The organism is Pseudoalteromonas sp. 1CM17D, from assembly GCF_023161805.1.
Classification (GTDB): Bacteria; Pseudomonadota; Gammaproteobacteria; order Enterobacterales; family Alteromonadaceae; genus Pseudoalteromonas; species Pseudoalteromonas atlantica.
Window position 1 is genome coordinate 58,653 of the sequence record NZ_JALNTP010000010.1, and the last position, 17,682, is coordinate 76,334.

13 protein-coding genes are annotated in these 17,682 nt (G+C 39.6%); 8 read left to right on the plus strand and 5 right to left on the minus strand.

All coding sequences use genetic code 11. The annotated features are described in order from the left end of the window. The first annotated feature begins 253 nt into the window (after positions 1-253). Positions 254-709, plus strand: a complete 456-nt coding sequence (locus MSC25_RS16305; RefSeq protein ID WP_004587628.1) for a hypothetical protein — start codon at positions 254-256, stop codon at positions 707-709. Positions 710-901: 192 nt separating this feature from the next. Here MSC25_RS16305 and ppx read toward each other — a convergent pair whose 3' ends face one another. From ppx to MSC25_RS16320, 3 genes are all read right to left on the minus strand, one after another. Continuing rightward, the gene (gene ppx, locus MSC25_RS16310) at positions 902-2,389 is read right to left on the minus strand and encodes an exopolyphosphatase (protein ID WP_126008341.1); all 1,488 of its coding nucleotides are present in this window, start codon (positions 2,387-2,389) and stop codon (positions 902-904) included. Beyond that, positions 2,382-4,469, minus strand: a complete 2,088-nt coding sequence (ppk1, locus tag MSC25_RS16315) for a polyphosphate kinase 1 (RefSeq protein ID WP_248443973.1) — start codon at positions 4,467-4,469, stop codon at positions 2,382-2,384. The genes ppx and ppk1 overlap by 8 nt, the downstream gene beginning before the upstream one ends. A 178-nt stretch (positions 4,470-4,647) precedes the next feature. Beyond that, entirely contained in the window at positions 4,648-5,154 is a 507-nt protein-coding gene (locus MSC25_RS16320; protein ID WP_024031441.1) for an ACT domain-containing protein, read from the minus strand. Positions 5,155-5,812: 658 nt separating this feature from the next. On the opposite strand from MSC25_RS16320, the gene MSC25_RS16325 reads away from it, so the two are divergent. From MSC25_RS16325 to MSC25_RS16355, 7 genes are all read left to right on the plus strand, one after another. Then, positions 5,813-8,047, plus strand: coding sequence for an ABC transporter permease subunit (locus MSC25_RS16325; protein WP_029772783.1), 2,235 nt, complete (start codon positions 5,813-5,815; stop codon positions 8,045-8,047). Between the two features lie 15 nt (positions 8,048-8,062). Further along, positions 8,063-9,712 carry a phosphate ABC transporter permease PstA gene (pstA, locus tag MSC25_RS16330; protein WP_004587623.1) on the plus strand — a complete coding sequence of 550 codons (1,650 nt, stop codon included), beginning with the start codon at positions 8,063-8,065 and terminating at the stop codon, positions 9,710-9,712. A 26-nt stretch (positions 9,713-9,738) separates the two neighbouring features. After that, positions 9,739-10,566, plus strand: coding sequence for a phosphate ABC transporter ATP-binding protein PstB (pstB, locus tag MSC25_RS16335; protein ID WP_004587622.1), 828 nt, complete (start codon positions 9,739-9,741; stop codon positions 10,564-10,566). A 45-nt stretch (positions 10,567-10,611) separates the two neighbouring features. Further along, positions 10,612-11,313: a phosphate signaling complex protein PhoU gene (gene phoU, locus MSC25_RS16340; protein ID WP_004587621.1), complete on the plus strand. Its 702-nt coding sequence runs from the start codon at positions 10,612-10,614 to the stop codon at positions 11,311-11,313. Positions 11,314-11,463: 150 nt separating this feature from the next. Further along, positions 11,464-12,141, plus strand: a complete 678-nt coding sequence (locus MSC25_RS16345) for a TIGR00153 family protein (protein ID WP_004587620.1) — start codon at positions 11,464-11,466, stop codon at positions 12,139-12,141. Between the two features lie 40 nt (positions 12,142-12,181). Next, a complete protein-coding gene (locus MSC25_RS16350; protein ID WP_024031439.1) occupies positions 12,182-13,450 on the plus strand; it encodes an inorganic phosphate transporter in 1,269 nt (422 codons plus the stop codon). 82 nt (positions 13,451-13,532) lie between these two features. Then, positions 13,533-14,453: a hydrogen peroxide-inducible genes activator gene (locus MSC25_RS16355; RefSeq protein WP_248443974.1), complete on the plus strand. Its 921-nt coding sequence runs from the start codon at positions 13,533-13,535 to the stop codon at positions 14,451-14,453. 119 nt (positions 14,454-14,572) lie between these two features. Here MSC25_RS16355 and MSC25_RS16360 read toward each other — a convergent pair whose 3' ends face one another. Both MSC25_RS16360 and MSC25_RS16365 read right to left on the minus strand, forming a co-directional pair. Beyond that, entirely contained in the window at positions 14,573-14,785 is a 213-nt protein-coding gene (locus MSC25_RS16360) for a hypothetical protein (RefSeq protein ID WP_024031438.1), read from the minus strand. A gap of 187 nt (positions 14,786-14,972) precedes the next feature. Continuing rightward, the gene (locus MSC25_RS16365) at positions 14,973-17,504 is read right to left on the minus strand and encodes an EAL domain-containing protein (protein WP_248443975.1); all 2,532 of its coding nucleotides are present in this window, start codon (positions 17,502-17,504) and stop codon (positions 14,973-14,975) included. Positions 17,505-17,682: the final 178 nt, after the last annotated feature.

The following is a 17,682-nucleotide window of genomic DNA, read 5'->3' on the forward strand; positions in this document are numbered from 1 at the left end:
TGGTTAAATCGCGGTGTACGGTTTGTACCCTCGTGAGCTTGATAGCTGCCCCTAATTCAGCAGGCTCTAATAGCACACTGTGGGCAATACCTGTTTTATTGCCCTATAAAAATTACCCGTATTTTGTAACTTGTACCAAATAACCCGCCTAGCTGCTGTTTTTTTATTTTTAATACATTGTTTTTAATTGAGTTTATGTTGGCACGGTTTACGCAACCTATACCTTATACAGTCAACTTAGTAAGGAATGCACATGCAAGTTAAAACAATTAAAGAAGTGTACGATTGGACCGTTTTATTTCACACACAAATGGCGGCAAATTTTTACAGCGTTAAGGAGTTACTTGATGAACGTAACGCGATGCTAGTGGACTATTATTTAGATTATGAAAAAAAGTTAGCTGAAGACTTAGTTGGCTTTAAAGCAATTACAGAGATCAACACTTTAGATACTTACAGCTACGAATACTTTGCAGACAACCCCGAGTTAATTACATTTAACGATATTAGCAAAGACCAAGAATTTGATGAAAAGGTGATTCAAAACTACCTCTCTGAGCAGCACAAAAAAGTAATCGAACTTTACGAGTACTTATTAGAGCGCGCTGAGACAGAAAACGGTAAAGAAAAGCTCGAGCAAATTTTAGAGCTTGAAAAGCAAGGCGTTAAGCAAATGATGCAAAGCTCAAACCGCCATATGGATATGTAAACCTGATAAAATAACCTGGTTTTATCTTTATAGGTAAAGCTTCAAACGCCCTTGGGTTTACCCCGAGGGCGCTTTATTATGTGTGCTTTACATGGGTGTAAATAAAGCAGTAAGCTCACTTTAAAAAGCGCGTGTCGCAATTACATTACTTTAGAATAAACAATGTCACAGGCTTTTAATAGCCTTATAAAATTAAACGCACTCAAACTGAATCCCTGCTTTTTTAAGATAGAGCTGCTCTTGCTCTAGGTCTGCTTGTAGCAATGTATGCTCTTGCAAATAGCTGTTACTAAACTTAATAAATAACCCTAAGTTGCTTGCGCTTATTTCCATATCCGGCTTTAAGCTCACTTGGCGCTTTTGATTAAATAAAATGGCCAAGCGTAAAATAACAATCAGTTTAAGCACGTGCTTTTGAGAAATAGTTAAAAACTCAGGCAGCTCAGTCAGTTTAATTTTTTTACGATAAAAGCGTATAAGTGAGCTTAAAATAAGTTGCTCTTGCTGCGTAAAACCGGGTAATTGACTATTCGCCACTATATAAGCGCTGTGTTTGTTAATCCCCGATGAGTTAATTGATAAACCAATTTCGTGTAATTTTGCTGCCCACGTTAACAAAGCAATATCGTCGTTATTATCTAAATGCCATACATTTTTTAACTGTTTATAGAGCCAAATAGCCGTATCAGCAACACGCGCTGCATGCGCTTTATCAGCGGTGTAGCGCTCACTTAAATTATTAATGGTGTTTGAGCGAATATCTTTATCGGCCAGCTTTTGCTGCATTTCGTGCAGCAACCCTTCGCGCAAAGAAAAATCGCTGTAGGTCAGCTCTTTAATGGCAAACTCTGTAAATATCGCAATTAAAATTGCTAAGCCACCGCATATGCTTTGTTGGCGCTCGGGTGTAAGCCCTGCAATAGCTAAGTTATCAATATGTTTAGCACTAATAAACTGTTGTTTTAACGCGAGTAAATCGTCGTAAGTAATGTTAGGTTGTTGCGGGTTTGTGGCGCTTATCATCGCTAAGATTGACTTTATAGTGCCCGAGGTGCCAATTACTGATTGCCAATTTTCGCTTACATAATTAGAAAAAATAGCTTCAAGCTCCTGCTCGGCTCTTATTTGCGCTTTGTTAAAGCGTTTGGCCGTTATTTTTCCATCGCTAAAAAACTGCTTTGTAAAGCTAACGCAGCCCATATTACGGCTAGATAAAAGCTTATGCTTAAAATGTTTACCTATTATAAGTTCGGTACTGCCACCGCCAATATCGATCACTAAACGGTTTTCTTCATTATGAACATAATGCGCAACGCCCTGATAAATAAGGCGTGCTTCTTCTTGTCCTGCAATTACATCAATATGAAAAGGAAACACAGCGCTAGCTTGGGCTAAAAAGGCGTTAATATTTTTAGCGCGCCTAAAAGTGTAAGTGGCAGCTACCTTTACATTACTTGCGGGGAACTCATGTAAGGTTTTAGCAAATTGCTTTAGTACCACGAGGGCGCGGTCTATTGCAGCTTGGCTTAAGCGAAATTTATCATCTAGTCCATCGGCTAAATAAACGCGTTGTTTTTCTTTGTGCAAAATTTGCAAAGTGCCGTTTACTTCTCGGGCAACCACTAAATGAAAGCTGTTGGAGCCTAAATCAACTGCGGCTATTGAAGGGTGATCATTCATTATAATAAGTGTGTTCCCATTTTTTTAGATAATCGTAAATTGCTATTTGAGAGCGGATTTTTTTACGGTTACCCCTTCTTACATAAGCGTTTTTTTGCTCGCTATCAATAATGCGTGCTTTGGTACGGTCTTTAAATTGTAGCTCTAATATATCAACTATAAGGCGTTTTAACTTAACATCCAAAATAGGAACGCCTACTTCAACACGATGATCTAGGTTACGTGTCATCCAATCAGCAGAAGATATAAATACTTTTTCATCGCCATTGTTACCAAATACCATTACGCGAGGATGCTCTAAAAAGCGATCAACAATACTAATTACCTTAATATTATCGCTAAGTTTAGGCACGCCAGGGATGAGCGAGCACATGCCACGTACAATAATTCTAATTTTAACGCCGATTTGACCAGCTAGGTAAAGCCTGTCTACCAGCTCCTTATCGACGAGGTTATTTATTTTTACCGTTATTTTGCCTGGTTTGTTGTTTTTAACATGGTCAATTTCGTTATTGATTAAATTAAGCAGCGTTTCACGGGCATTAATTGGCGAAAGCATTAAGTAGTCAAATTTGAACGGTTTATAACTGCTTTCTATAAATCTAAATACGCTGTCGCTTTCTTCACAAATACCAGTGTGGCGAGTAAATAGGCTAAAGTCAGTGTAAATTTTGGCTGTTTTTTCATGGAAATTGCCTGTGCCAATATGAGCATATTTTACTATTTGGCCTTTTTCTTTACGGTGCACCACACATAATTTGCTGTGCACTTTTAGTGCGGGTATACCAAAAATTACTTTAATACCTGCACTGCTTAGCACCTTTGCCCATTCAATATTATTTTGCTCGTCAAAACGTGCTTTTAGCTCAACCATAACGGTCACTAATTTACCGTTTTGTGCGGCATTAATTAACGATGAAATCAGCCTAGATTTGCTCGCTACACGATAAATATTAACCTTTATTTGCGTAACCTTAGGGTCGAAGGCCGCTTGGCGCACATATTCAAGCACATGATTAAAAGTATGATAGGGGTAATACAGTAAAATATCTTGCTCGCTAATAGCGTCAAATACACTGGCATGTTTATTAAACGCACTACTTTGCAATGCTGGGAGGGGGTTGTTTTCTAAATATTGGCGCCCTACATTAGGAAACGATATAAAGTCTCTAAAATTACGATAACGCCCCCCGGGGATTAACGCATCATGATGCGTGACACCGAGGCGCTTTTTCATCACTTTTAGCATGTTTTCAGGCATGGCTTGATCGTAAACCAATCTTACTGGCTCAGCATAAATACGTTGTTTTAACCCTTTGGACATTTTATCAAGTAAGCCAGCCTCTAGCTCGTCGTCTAGGTTGTACTCTGCATCGCGAGTTAATTTTATCGCATAACCGGCAATGCTTTTATAAGAAAAAAAGCTACTAAATACATCGTTTAAAAAGTAAGTGATAACATCATCAAGCATTACAATGGTTTTATGGCGGCGGGTTTTTTCTGGAGGCAGGTTTATAAAGCGATCAACCCTGTCGGTGGGTACCTCAAGCATTGCGTAATAACTTTTTTCATCACTCATTTCTACAAATAAGTAGGTCATGGTGTCGTTTATATAGGTAGAGAAGTCTTTGTTCTCGTTTAGCAAAATAGGAGAGGTATGTTGAAGAACGTGATCATGAAAGTAATTTTTTAACCAGTTTAAATGAAACTCACTGAGCTCATCGGGGCGACTAACATGAATGTTATGATGGTTTAAGTCGGTTAATACCTGCTGGTGTATGTGGTTAAATTTTTTGCCTAACTGGAGTACTTTTTTTTGTATTTCACTAAGCAGTATTTCGTCTTCTTCAAAATTAGCATCGGGGAGTTTATTTAATAAAATTCGGCGCTTTACATCAGCAACGCGTACTCTAAAAAATTCATCTAAATTATTAGAGAAAATGCCCAAAAAACGCATGCGCTCAATAATCGGGTTATTTTTATCTTTAGCCTCTTGTAGTACACGCTCGTTGAATGACAGCCAGCTTAATTCTTTTGCAAAATATTCAGTTGTTTGAGGGGGTTCTATATGGGCATTCATATCTATTCCGTTATCAGGATATGTTTCAAATTTAATTTGGGGCTGTGCGTGCGCTTATGAGGTTTACAATGTAAAAAACGATAAAAGTAGTAATAATCAGCCCTTTTTACTCAAACATACGCCAGTTAGATGACATAAAAATGACTACCATGTCATTTTTATGTCAACGGCGTTTGGGCTATGCCTCTTCAATATCTACAATTAAATCACTGGTAATCGATTCAAGTGCATCAATAACTTCTTCTTTATTCATACCGCTGGGTAAGGTGACTGTAGCTACGGCACTAAAAATAGGCACTCCCCAATTTGGCGCACTTTGTTGCCTTGAGTTTAAGTGAGTAATGCTAGCGCCTTTGTGGCGTATTACACTTGCCAGCTCCTGCACAATGCCCGGGCGGTCATTGCCAGTAATGACAAAATTTATTTGCTCTTTGCTACTTGGCTCTACTTCTGTGTTGCCAGTTTCAATCCGTACGTCGAGTTTAGGTAAGGCATTTAATGCGTTTTGCAATGCTTCAAAGTGCTCTTGCGCTACTTCTACCTGAATAATGCCGGCAAAGTGGCCTAGTAAGTGGCTTAAATTACTGCTCAGCCAGTTACCCTTGTTTTGCAAGATAACCGATGAAATACTTTCTACTAATCCGGGCCGGTCTTGCCCTAAAATGGTGATCACCAACTGCTTCATAAATAGCTCTCTCTAAGCCTGAAAATGTAAATGCGTAGGCATTAAGTGTTTATAACGTTTCTATCATTGTAGTGGGTAATATAAACCCATAAAAAACTAATTGTTTATTATTACTTATTTGTGTCTTTATCGTTGAGTTTTTTTAACTTTAGCGCTGCGGTCTGGTTTCGTTATACATAGATTTAGTATTGTCTGCGTTAAATTGTTTGTCCAATAAAAGCACAAATTAGTTCCCATAAGAAGATAAACTCACACTGAATTTATTAACAATTTTATAGCACTTTTGATAATAAGTGTCATTTATGAACCATAACATTTATTTTTTCCATGCTTTGAGCGCTATGCACTTTATTTAACCATAAAAGTGTTAACAACTAATGCGCCATAAAGGCATAAATTTAGTCATCTCCAGCAGGGCAGTAAAACGCGTTATTAAATAGCTAAATAGGCACTAATTTAGGGCATTTATATTAAATATTTCCCCTTTTTTGTATCGATTTATGTTGTGGCATATCAGTGAGTAACAATTAAGCAAGCGCTGTCATTAGAAAAAAGGACTGATTTTAAAGCATTTAGGCGGGTATTTATTACATCTGTAACATTACTGTCATCTTGATGAAATATAATTTGCGCAACGACAGAATTAAAGGGTGTTTTGATGACTTCCAATCCGAATAAGCCGACTTTAAATACGGATCGAAGCCGTCTATTTAAAGACCGGTTTGCAAAGTGGGGTATTTCCGCAGGCGGAGTAATGGTATTAATAGCATTGTTATTAATATTCTTTTACCTTCTTTATGTAGTACAACCAATTTTTGAATCAGCAAAAGTAGAAAAACGTAACAGTTTTAACGTTGCTAATGCTGAACAAATTGTGGGCTTAGGTGTTGAGGAGCAAACTGAGGTTGCTTTTTTACTCTCTCAGCAAGGAAAGGTAGATTTTTATAGTGTGCAAGATGGCAGCTTTGGTAAAAAGCTTAAAACATTAAGCGCCGAGCTACCTAGTGATGCATCAAGCTTTGCAAACAGTGCGCCGTTTCAGGGGCATTATGCGTTTGGTTTAGAAAATGGCTCAGTGGTGCTGGTAGCACCTAAGTTTTTAGTTACTTTTCCTAACAACGAAAGAAAGCTAACGCCACGTTTAGATTACCCACTTGGCAAAATGGCATTAGAAGTTGACGAGCAAGGTGCTGCCATTAAGCGTTTTGCATTTAGTCATTACGAAGATAAAACAGCTGTGGTTGCTTTAACCGAAGACAAACGCGTTTTATTTAGCAGCTTTGTTGCTGAAGAAAACATGTTTACCGGTGAAGTAGAATGGGTAGTTGAGCGTACTGAGCTTAATATTGAAGGCCGTGTTGATGAGCTTTTAATTTCGCCAGACACCACCCGCACATTTGTACGTTCGGCGAATCAAATTTATGTTTACGATACACGCTATCCAAGCGAAGTAGAGCAAATTCAGCTGCTTTCGGCTAACGAAGAAAGTGCTAACTTAGTGTCTGCGCAGCTACTTGCTGGTGCTAACTCACTCATGCTTGCAAACGATAACGGTGAAGTATCGCAGTGGTTTGAAGTCAATACAGACAGCGGCCGTGAGTATCAAAAAATTCGCTCGTTTGAAACAACTAAACAAAGCAAGCTGAACATTTTTACCGAGTTTTATCGTCGAACTTTCTTCACTACGAGCAGTAACGGTGAGTTAGGTGTGTATTACACCACTAGTGAGGCAAAACTTTGGCAAGGTAAAGTAAGTGATGGCGAGATTAAAAACTTTGCTATAGCTCCGCGCTCAAATGCCGCCCTTATTTTAGCCGATAATCAACTAACCGTATTAGAAATTCATAATGAGCACCCAGAGGTTACCTGGTCTGCACTTTGGCAAGAAGTGTGGTACGAAGGTTACCCTGAGCCTGGTTATATTTGGCAATCTACATCGGCAAGTGATGACTTTGAGTCTAAATTTTCTTTGGTTCCTATTTCGTTTGGTACGTTAAAAGCAGCGCTTTACGCCATGCTATTTGCAGTACCTATTGCGCTTTCTGCTGCTATTTACACCGCTTACTTTATGTCGAGCGAGCTGCGTAAAGTGGTAAAGCCAACGGTAGAAATTATGGAAGCCCTTCCGACTGTAATATTAGGCTTTTTAGCAGGCCTGTGGTTAGCGCCACTTATAGAAGAGCACCTACCTGCTATTGTCGGCTTACTGATTTTATTACCGTTAGGTGTATTAGCAACAGCACTAGGTTGGACTAAGTTACCAGCGAGTATTCGCCATAAAATCCCTGAAGGGTCGCACTCTATTTTACTTATTCCGGTTGTTCTATTAATTGGTTGGTTCTCGTTCGCGATGAGCGAAACAGTAGAGCTTTGGATGTTTGATGGCAATGTACGTCAATACTTAACAAATGAGCTTGGTATGACGTTTGACCAACGTAATTCATTAGTGGTGGGTATTGCGATGGGCTTTGCCGTTATTCCTACTATATTCTCGATTGCAGAAGATGCCGTATTTAGTGTTCCTAAACACTTATCAAATGGCTCACTAGCACTTGGTGCTACGCAGTGGCAAACGCTAGTACGTGTTGTACTACTTACAGCAAGCCCAGGTATTTTCTCTGCCGTGATGATGGGACTTGGCCGTGCAGTAGGCGAAACCATGATTGTATTAATGGCAACAGGTAATACGCCAATTATGGATTGGAGTATTTTCCAAGGTATGCGTACGCTTGCAGCAAACATTGCAGTAGAAATGCCTGAATCAGAAGTAGGCAGCTCGCACTATAGAATATTATTCTTAGCAGCATTTGTACTATTCATATTCACCTTTATTTTCAACACAGTGGCTGAGTTTGTTCGTCAGCAACTGCGTGAAAAATACAGCTCAATGTAAGTGGAGAGACACGACATGGTAAAGCAGTGGTTTAAGTCTGGTTCTCCTTGGATTTGGATGACAGGTGGTGCGGTAAGTATCAGCTTAATTTCAGTTCTCGGTTTATTAGCAATGATAGCTTGGAAGGGATTAAGCTTTTTCTGGCCATCAGAGGTAGTTCAATTTGAGCTAGAAGGGTCTATTTCAAAACAAACCATAATTGGTGAAGTTTACGACCGAGAACTTGTGCCTACAGCGCGTTTAGCTGCAACAGGTATTGATGTATCAGATTTTAATAAAGACGAAGTTGAGCGTTTACTTATAAAAACAGGTAACCGCGAATATGTAGATTTAGATTTTCGTTGGATATTAGAAACCGATATTACTGAGCAAAGTACACCGGCTACGCTTGCTGTATTTGAGCGCAGTAAAAACGGTAACTTTTATGGCTACATAGAAGGTGTAATTAAAGATGGAAAGCCGGTTACTGGCGATAAAATCGAAACCTTACATGAGCTAGTAGAGCGTGCGGTTGATTTAAACGATGAAGCGCTTGATTTACAAAATGGCGACATTGGTCATATCAACTACGAATTAGAGCGTCTTCGCTTACAAGAAAAAGCGTACCTACTTGATGACGAACTAACCGATGAGCGTGTTGCTGAGCTTGCTCAAGCACGTGCCGAGTTACGTAACGAATACGCAGTACTTGAAAAAGAGTTATTTGCACTGCGTAAAAAAGCCAAGCGTGACCAAGTTTTAGTTAAGGACATGCGTGGTGAAGTAGTCACCATTCCACTGTATCAAGTGCTTGATGTTTGGTTGCCTAACGACATGGGCTTTTTCTCAAAGTTAGGTCATTACTTTGTACAACTGGGTAAGTTTGTATCAGACGACCCACGTGAAGCAAACACCGAAGGCGGCGTATTCCCTGCTATATTTGGTACAGTATTTATGGTTATGCTAATGGCCGTTATTGTGACCCCATTTGGTGTTGTAGCTGCAATTTACTTACATGAATACGCAGCTAAAAATGCAGTAACTAAGATGATTCGTATTGCGGTAATTAACCTTGCCGGTGTACCGTCTATTGTTTACGGTGTATTTGGCTTAGGCTTTTTTGTTTACATGTTAGGTGGTAGCCTTGACCAACTGTTTTACCCAGAAGCTGCGCCAACGCCAGTATTTGGTACGCCGGGTGTTATGTGGTCTGCGCTTACATTAGCTATTCTTACATTACCGGTTGTTATTGTATCAACCGAGGAAGGTTTATCGCGTATTCCAAGTACAGTGCGTGATGGTTCATTAGCGCTTGGTGCAACCAAAGTTGAAACCTTGTGGCGTATTATTATTCCTATGGCAAGCCCAGCAATTATGACAGGTTTAATACTTGCTGTTGCTCGAGCGGCCGGTGAAGTTGCGCCGTTAATGCTCGTAGGTGTGGTAAAAATGGCCCCTACGTTACCACTTGATGGCAACTTCCCTTATTTTCACTTAGATAGAAAGTTCATGCACTTAGGCTTTCATATTTATGATGTGGGCTTTCAAAGCCCGAATGTTGAAGCGGCACGCCCGCTGGTATACGCAACGGCCTTCTTATTGGTGTCGGTGATTATTACCCTCAACATAACAGCGATAGGCATACGTAACCATTTACGTGAAAAATTCAGATCGCTTGAACACTAATTAGTAAAGAATTATAGGTAACAAACATGATTACAGTCGCTCCACAAGTAAACCAAGCTAACAAAAGCTTGAAGTTAGACTTAGAAAACTTAACTGATGACCAAAAAGCGTTAGAGATTAAGGACCTTGATCTTTACTATGGTGAAAAGCAAGCGCTTAGCAAAGTAAATATGAATATCCCGAAAGGCCAAGTTACGGCGTTTATCGGCCCGTCGGGGTGTGGTAAATCAACGCTATTGCGTTGTATTAACCGCATGAATGATTTAGTTGATGTGTGTCGTATTGAAGGTGAAATATTGCTTCACGGCCAAAATATTTACGATAAAAGTGTAGATGTAGCCGCGCTTCGTCGTAACGTGGGTATGGTGTTTCAGCGTCCTAACCCATTTCCTAAATCAATTTATGAAAATGTGGTTTATGGCCTACGCTTACAAGGTATTAAAGAAAAGCGTAAGCTAGATGAAGTGGTAGAACAATCACTTCGCGGTGCGGCTTTATGGGATGAAGTAAAAGACAGATTACACGATAGTGCATTTGGCCTATCAGGTGGTCAGCAACAGCGTTTAGTTATTGCCCGTTCAATTGCGATTGAACCTGAAGTACTATTACTTGATGAACCAACATCGGCACTTGACCCAATTTCTACTTTGGTTATTGAAGAGCTAATTAACGATTTAAAGAACAAGTTTACCGTTGTTATTGTGACACATAACATGCAACAAGCAGCGCGTGTATCTGATCAAACGGCCTTTATGTACATGGGCGAGTTGATTGAATACTCAGACACAAATACCTTATTTACAACGCCAAGCAAAAAGAAAACGGAAGACTACATTACAGGCCGTTACGGCTAGTCGTATACGTTTTAGTGTTGTAAACGAATTTAAGAGAAGGTAATTATGGAACATAATATAAATAAGCATATTTCTGGGCGCTTTAACCAAGAGCTAGAAAATGTTCGTAACCATGTACTTAACATGGGTGGCCTAGTTGAGCAGCAGCTAAGCAGTGCATTAGATGCAGTAAGTCGCAATGATGCTGAACTGGCACAAAAAGTACGCCAGAACGATTACAAAGTAAATGCGATGGAAGTTAGCATTGATGATGAATGTACGCGCATCATTGCGCGTCGTCAGCCTGCAGCGAGCGATTTACGCTTAGTAATAGCCATTGCAAAAACGATTGCCGATTTAGAGCGCATTGGCGATGAAGCAGAGCGCATTGCTAAAGTGGCACTTGATTCATTTACTAAAGATCAGCAAGATTTATTAGTGAATATTGAAAACATGGGTCGCCAAGTTTTAAAAATGCTACACGATGTACTTGATGCATTTGCGCGCATGGATGTACAACGCGCCTTTGAAGTACATAAAGAAGATGCAAAAGTTGACCGTGAATATGAAGCAATCACGCGTCAAATTATGACTTACATGATGGAAGACCCACGCTCAATTCCTAAAATTATGGATTTAGTATGGTCTGTACGTTCATTAGAGCGTATTGGCGACCGTTGCCAAAATATTGCGGAATACATTATTTATTTTGTTAACGGCAAAGATATTCGTCATACATCTCAAGAAGATATAGAAAAATCGTTGTAGGTTTTTATCTATCATTCTTTTTTATTAAAGCGGCTTAGTGCCGCTTTATGCATTGTTAGCCATGATGAAATAATAAAAAGCGTTCACAATCGCGGCTAATACTGTAAAATTCATGCTGCAAAGCATATCAATTTGATTAAAGGGTCAGTTATGCCTACAAACGCGTTTTTAGGAGTATTTGCAAAATCTCCTATCAAACCAATGGAAGAACACATCAAGAAGGTTCATCAAGCAAGTAAAGCCTTGATACCTTTTTTTAATCACGTATTTAAAGAAGAGTGGCAGCAAGCAGAAGAGCTTCGCTTAACTATTCGTAATTTAGAGCGTGAAGCTGATGATATGAAAAGAGATATACGCTTACAATTACCGCGTGGTTTATTCATGCCGGTAGAGCGTACAGATCTGCTCGAACTCGTAACTCAACAAGATAAAATAGCAAATAAGGCTAAAGACATTGCAGGGCGCGTAATTGGCCGTGAAATGACAATTCCTAGTGCTATGCAAGCAGACTTTTTAGCTTATCTAACACGTTGTGTTGATGCGACTAAACAAGCATCAAAAGCAATTAATGAGTTAGAAGAATTGTTAGAAACGGGCTTTAAAGGTCGCGAGGTGACTTTAGTAGAAAAAATGCTCGTAGAATTGGATGCCATAGAACAAGACACGGATGAAATGCAAATTAAAGTACGCCGCCAACTACGCGATGTAGAAAGCGAGCTAAACCCAATTGATGTTATGTTTTTATACAAAATAATTGAATGGGTTGGCGAACTTGCAGATATTGCAGAGCGCGTAGGATCACGTCTTGAGCTGATGCTAGCTCGTTAATTTATAAAAATCAGTTCAAACGAAAGATTAAGGTTACACAATGGATATCATTGCATCTTACGGCACGGTATTAGTTTTAATTGCCGCAGCAGTCGGCTTTTTTATGGCTTATGGTATTGGCGCGAACGACGTTGCTAATGCGATGGGGACTTCGGTAGGTTCAAAAGCGTTAACAATTAAACAAGCAATTATTATTGCTATGATTTTTGAATTTGCTGGTGCTTACTTAGCAGGTGGTGAGGTTACATCAACAATCCGTAAAGGTATTATTGATGCTGCGCCTTTTGCTGCTCTCCCTGATTTAATGGTTTTAGGTATGATCTCTGCACTTTTTGCAGCGGGTACTTGGCTATTAATTGCCTCATTTTTAGGTTGGCCTGTTTCAACAACTCACTCAATTATTGGTGCAATCATTGGTTTTGCATTAGTTGCAGTGGGTACAGAGGCTATTCAATGGAATAAAGTAGGTGGTATTGTAGGTAGCTGGATTATTACACCTGCTATTTCGGGCTTTATTGCTTACTTAATCTTTATGAGTGCGCAAAAGCTGATTTTTGATACTGATGCACCACTTAAAAACGCAAAACGCTTTGTACCTTTGTACATGGGTTTAGCGGGCTTTATTATGGCGCTAGTAACAATCAAAAAAGGCTTAAAGCATATAGGTATTAACCTAGGCGCTACTGAAGGTTATTTAATTGCGATCGCGATTGCTGTGATTGTAGCTATTATTGGTAAAATTGCGATTTCACGTTTAAATATCGACCCTAAAGCCGATAAACAAATGCAATTTAATAACGTAGAAAAAGTATTTGCGGTATTAATGGTATTAACAGCGTGTTGTATGGCGTTTGCGCATGGCTCAAACGATGTAGCGAATGCAATTGGTCCACTTGCTGCGGTTGTGAACATTGTTGAAAGTAACGGTGAAATTGCTAAAAAAGCGGCTATTGCTTGGTGGATTTTACCACTAGGTGGTTTTGGTATTGTTGCCGGTCTTGCTATTTTAGGTAAAAAGGTAATTAAAACGATAGGTGAAGGTATTACTCACTTAACGCCTAGCCGTGGTTTTGCTGCCGAATTAGCTGCTGCGTCTACCGTTGTTATTGCATCAGGTACAGGTATGCCAATTTCTACTACACAAACCTTAGTTGGTGCGGTATTAGGTGTAGGTATGGCACGTGGTATTGCTGCACTTAACATGGGTGTTATCAGAAACATTGTAGTTTCTTGGGTAATTACATTGCCAGTTGGCGCTGCCCTTGCTATTGTTATTTTCTACGTACTAAGAACCGCGTTTGGGGTTTAACAAAAAATTACTCAAAGACTTTTAGCTTGAAAAGATCTCAACGCCCTAGGTGTTGGGGTCTTTTTATTTGTGGAAAGAAAAAATGACCAACCTACCAAGTATTAAACAGCTACAGTATTTATTAGCTGTACATCAGCACCAGCATTTTGGCCGTGCAGCAAGTGCGTGCTTTATTGGGCAATCTACTTTAAGCAGTGCAATTCAAAACCTTGAAGAAACACTCGGTTGTCAGCTAATTGAGCGAGAAAATCGCAGCCTTATGTTTACCAGTATTGGTGAAGAGGTCGTGGAGCGCTCTCGTAAAATTATTAATGATACAATTAGTTTAAAAGAGCTAACCAAAAGCTTTTTAACGCCACTCAGTGGTAAGTTAGTGGTAGGGGTTATACCCACTATCGCCAGCTTCATAGCGGCGCCTTTGTATCACTTTTGTAAGCAAAATTTTTGTGATTTAGAGTTGGTACTTGTTGAAGATACCAGCGACAAGTTATTAGATAAGCTTGAACACGGCCATATTGATTTAGCCTTATTAGCCTTACCGTACCAAACGGAGAAGTTTCATACTCAAGTATTGGCTAAAGATCACTTTAGTTTAGTGCACCATAAAGATTACAGCCCTGCTACAGGCGTTGAAGACTTTAACTTGCTACCCGATGCTAGTGTATTTTTATTAGAGCGAGAGCATTGTATGACGGGGCATGCATTGAGTGCGTGCCACTTAAACCGCTCAAGCTGTATTAACCCTTTTGAAGCTGCAAGCTTACATACCTTATTAAGCATGGTAGAGCATCAGTTGGGGGTTACATTTTTACCGCAAATGGCGATTAATGCGGGCATTCTTAAAGATAAAAACATGATAGCAACCCCATCGCAAGGCGATGCCTACAGAGATATAGGCATACTGTGGCGTAAAACCACAGGAAGAATTCGCGACTTTAAGTTATTCAGCCAACAGCTAGAAGTGTTTTTGGCTCGCCAATGTAGCTTAGACTTTGAGAGTTAAGCCTATTTACCTTTAAGGTTAAAGTGCAGCAGTAATATGTTGTTTTAGGGAAACAGGGTCTGTGCATTGTGGTTATTGGTCACTATTAAGCACCAGCGTAGCATAAACAAAACAGCAGCCTACAAGGGCTGCTGTTTGCTATGTGTTTGGCTTTCAAAGGGTTCGAGTTCGGGTAGAAAAAGCAAGTAAATCCAAACCACTACATTAAAATACGGGAGTAGGCCTAAAGTAGCGAATACGCCTACTGGGTAGCCCTTTAGCTGCGCGTACCGATAGCACTGATACGCAATTACACAATGTATTACGAGAAGTAAAATAATCAACTGCGCCATACCTTCCTCCTTAAACCTGACAAGCTTTAACCTCTATGTAATTGCTAGTCATGTATGCTTATAGGTAATGTCATGTTTTTATTGTTAAATCATCAAAATAACAAGACATTTACTAAGTGGTACGTAAAGTATAGGCAATAAGTGCAATAATGATAGTAATAAAATGCTTAAAACTGTTTAAAAATGTTTAGCTGGCGCTAGTGTGTTGTTGGATAAAAGGTTTCTTCTGGTAAATAATTTTAAGCGTCGATTGTACTTTTTCTACAGGCACAGGACGGGCAATAAAATAGCCTTGTCCGTAGTCAACACCAATCTCTTTTAGTGCAAAAAATATCTCTTCGCTTTCTACGTATTCTGCCACAGAGCGCTTATCAAGGGAGCGGCTTATATCGTTAATGGCCTTAACCAGTGCTAAGTCAATGGGGTCGTTAATCATGTCGCGTACAAACGAGCCATCTATTTTTACATGTTGTGCAGGTAACTGTTTTAAATAGTTAAATGTGCTAAAGCCTGTACCAAAGTCATCAATAGAAAAATGACAGCCTAAACTGTTTAGCTTTTCTATCATTTTACGGGTGGCTTTTAAATTGTTAACTGAGGCTGACTCGGTAATTTCAAAAATAATACGCGAAGGCGGTACGTGGTATTTTTCTAGGCTCGATTCTATATGTGGCACTAAGCGCTCATCTAAAAACGATTGAGCAGAAAGGTTAATAGCCACTTGGTTTAAATCTGGGTGTTCAGCCACGCTAGCAATGGCATTGCGAATAACACATTGGTCCATTAAAAAGGTGTCGTTTAGCAGCTCAAGAGAGGGAATAAATTGATTAGGGAAAATAAGTTTATCGTCTACTTTTAAACGCAGTAACGCTTCAAAATAAGCCACTTTATTGGCTTTAAAGTCCCATATTGGCTGATAGTGCAGTTCTACGTTATCTTGCTGAAGTGCTTGTCGAATCTCATGCCCCCACTCAAGCCCGGTTTGCAAGGTGTTATTTTGCGCATCTTCTTTTGAGTAGCAGTGCACTAGGTTACGGCCTAAACTTTTAGCAATATATAAGGCTATATCGGCTTGCTTGAGGCACTCACTCGGGTCGCAATTTTTAGCCGTTATTTGCGTTAAGCCAATAGAGCAGCTAATTGAATATACTTGGTCTTCAGATTTAAACTCGTGCTGTTCAATCGCGCTACAAATACTCTCTGCAATTAGGTGAGCGTCAAGCAGCTGCGTATTTTTTAAAATAACAGCAAATTCGTCACCGCCTATTCTACACACTAAATGTTTAGCGCTAATGTTTGCTTCAAATAATTGAGCTACATCTTTTAGTACAATGTCGCCTTGTTGGTGGCCTTTGCTGTCGTTAATTATTTTAAAATGATCTAAATCGATGTAAATAAGCGCGTGCTCTACATCACCATAGGTGTGCTTAGTTTGGCATATATTATTGAGTTGTTGATCAAAATAATAACGGTTATGTAAGCCTGTTAGCGTATCGTGCAGGGCTAAGTGGCGCAGCTTTAATTCAGCTTGTTTACGCTCGTGTATGTTGTCGATTGTAGCAGTAATAGTGGCATTATTGCGGCTGTTTTTTATTAGCTGTAAGCGGCATTCCACCCAAATCTGATTGCCATTTTTATGATTAAGTTGAATCTCAACTTGCTGCTGATGCATGTCACCATTAAGAATATCGTTAATGGTCGTATTTAGTTTTACTTGGCATTCATCAGAGCAATAATCAATTAATGATTTTTGCAAAGACGATTTAACCCCAAAGCCACTTAGTGTTTCCCAAGCAGGATTGATAAAGCGAATTTTACCTTGTTGATCAAGCTCTAAAACCACCGTATTTAAATGCAGCAAAATACGTTGGTGCGCCGAAAAAAGCTCTTTGTAGCGTACTTCGCTAATACTTAACTGCTCAACCTTTTGGGCAAACTCAGCATAACTAACCATAAAGTCTTCACGGCGCGCAGCATGGTCACATACTTTATTTAAAAACGACGGGTCGTATGGCGCTCTTATAAAGTCGGTAACACCGGATAGCAGCAGCTGCTCTGCATAGTCGGCATCGTTATTATCAATAATAGTTACAACGGCTTGTTTAGGGTTATGTTGCAGTATTTCTTCGACTAACTTATCGGATGTGCCCGCATGTGAAGCGGTTGCATCAAGTAGGACAATAGCAAACTGTTGTTGATTATAGGCACTGAGAGCACTTTGGCTTGTGGTGACATGGGTAATGGCAAAATTGAGCTTAAGTTGCTCAGCTATTTCATCGGCTTTTTGCGCTATTGGTTCAAGCAAGAGTAAATTAAGGCGACTGCTTTTTTCTAAATGCGTAGACAGAACATTGGCTAGAACCTGCGGTAACATATCTTGGTGCTCAAAGGGCAGTACGGCATCTATGCCATAACTACGAGCGGTGGTTTCAGCTATACGCTCACAATAAATAGGCGGAATAAGTAAAATAGGGGTGTTTTTAGGTGTTTTAAGTAAGCCTGAGCGGATCATGCGAGAAAAACGCCAGCCATCTATTTTCCCCACGCTCAAGCCCGTAATAATCATGTTTACTGGCTGCTTTTTTAACAGAGTGAGCGCATCTTGGCTATCTGCTACTTCTATGAATTCAAATACCTTTAAATGTCCTAAAGTGGCGCGAATAGTGCGGCGTTCTTCACTACTTGCGTTTAGAATGAGCAACTTCAGCTTACCTGCCACTTTTTTAACCCCGAAATTAGAAACATCATTATTTAAGGTGAGTAAGAATAATGATATTTACCAATAAGAACAAGATTATTTAAAGTAGTTACTCAAATGTATCTAAAATAGGACGAATCCTCTCAACTGTTTTAGATATCTTGAGCTTAGCCGAGGATAGATATACACTTGGCGCGAT

Bases quoted from the DNA above. Each gene is read 5' to 3' on its own strand.
- MSC25_RS16350 (WP_024031439.1), top strand. From the start codon at position 12,182: ATGGATATCATTGCATCTTACGGCACGGTATTAGTTTTAATTGCCGCA.
- MSC25_RS16320 (WP_024031441.1), bottom strand. From the start codon at position 5,154: ATGAAGCAGTTGGTGATCACCATTTTAGGGCAAGACCGGCCCGGATTA.
- MSC25_RS16305 (WP_004587628.1), top strand. From the start codon at position 254: ATGCAAGTTAAAACAATTAAAGAAGTGTACGATTGGACCGTTTTATTT.
- MSC25_RS16345 (WP_004587620.1), top strand. From the start codon at position 11,464: ATGCCTACAAACGCGTTTTTAGGAGTATTTGCAAAATCTCCTATCAAA.
- pstB (WP_004587622.1), top strand. From the start codon at position 9,739: ATGATTACAGTCGCTCCACAAGTAAACCAAGCTAACAAAAGCTTGAAG.
- MSC25_RS16355 (WP_248443974.1), top strand. From the start codon at position 13,533: ATGACCAACCTACCAAGTATTAAACAGCTACAGTATTTATTAGCTGTA.
- MSC25_RS16360 (WP_024031438.1), bottom strand. From the start codon at position 14,785: ATGGCGCAGTTGATTATTTTACTTCTCGTAATACATTGTGTAATTGCG.
- phoU (WP_004587621.1), top strand. From the start codon at position 10,612: ATGGAACATAATATAAATAAGCATATTTCTGGGCGCTTTAACCAAGAG.
- MSC25_RS16325 (WP_029772783.1), top strand. From the start codon at position 5,813: ATGACTTCCAATCCGAATAAGCCGACTTTAAATACGGATCGAAGCCGT.
- pstA (WP_004587623.1), top strand. From the start codon at position 8,063: ATGGTAAAGCAGTGGTTTAAGTCTGGTTCTCCTTGGATTTGGATGACA.
- ppx (WP_126008341.1), bottom strand. From the start codon at position 2,389: ATGAATGATCACCCTTCAATAGCCGCAGTTGATTTAGGCTCCAACAGC.
- ppk1 (WP_248443973.1), bottom strand. From the start codon at position 4,469: ATGAATGCCCATATAGAACCCCCTCAAACAACTGAATATTTTGCAAAA.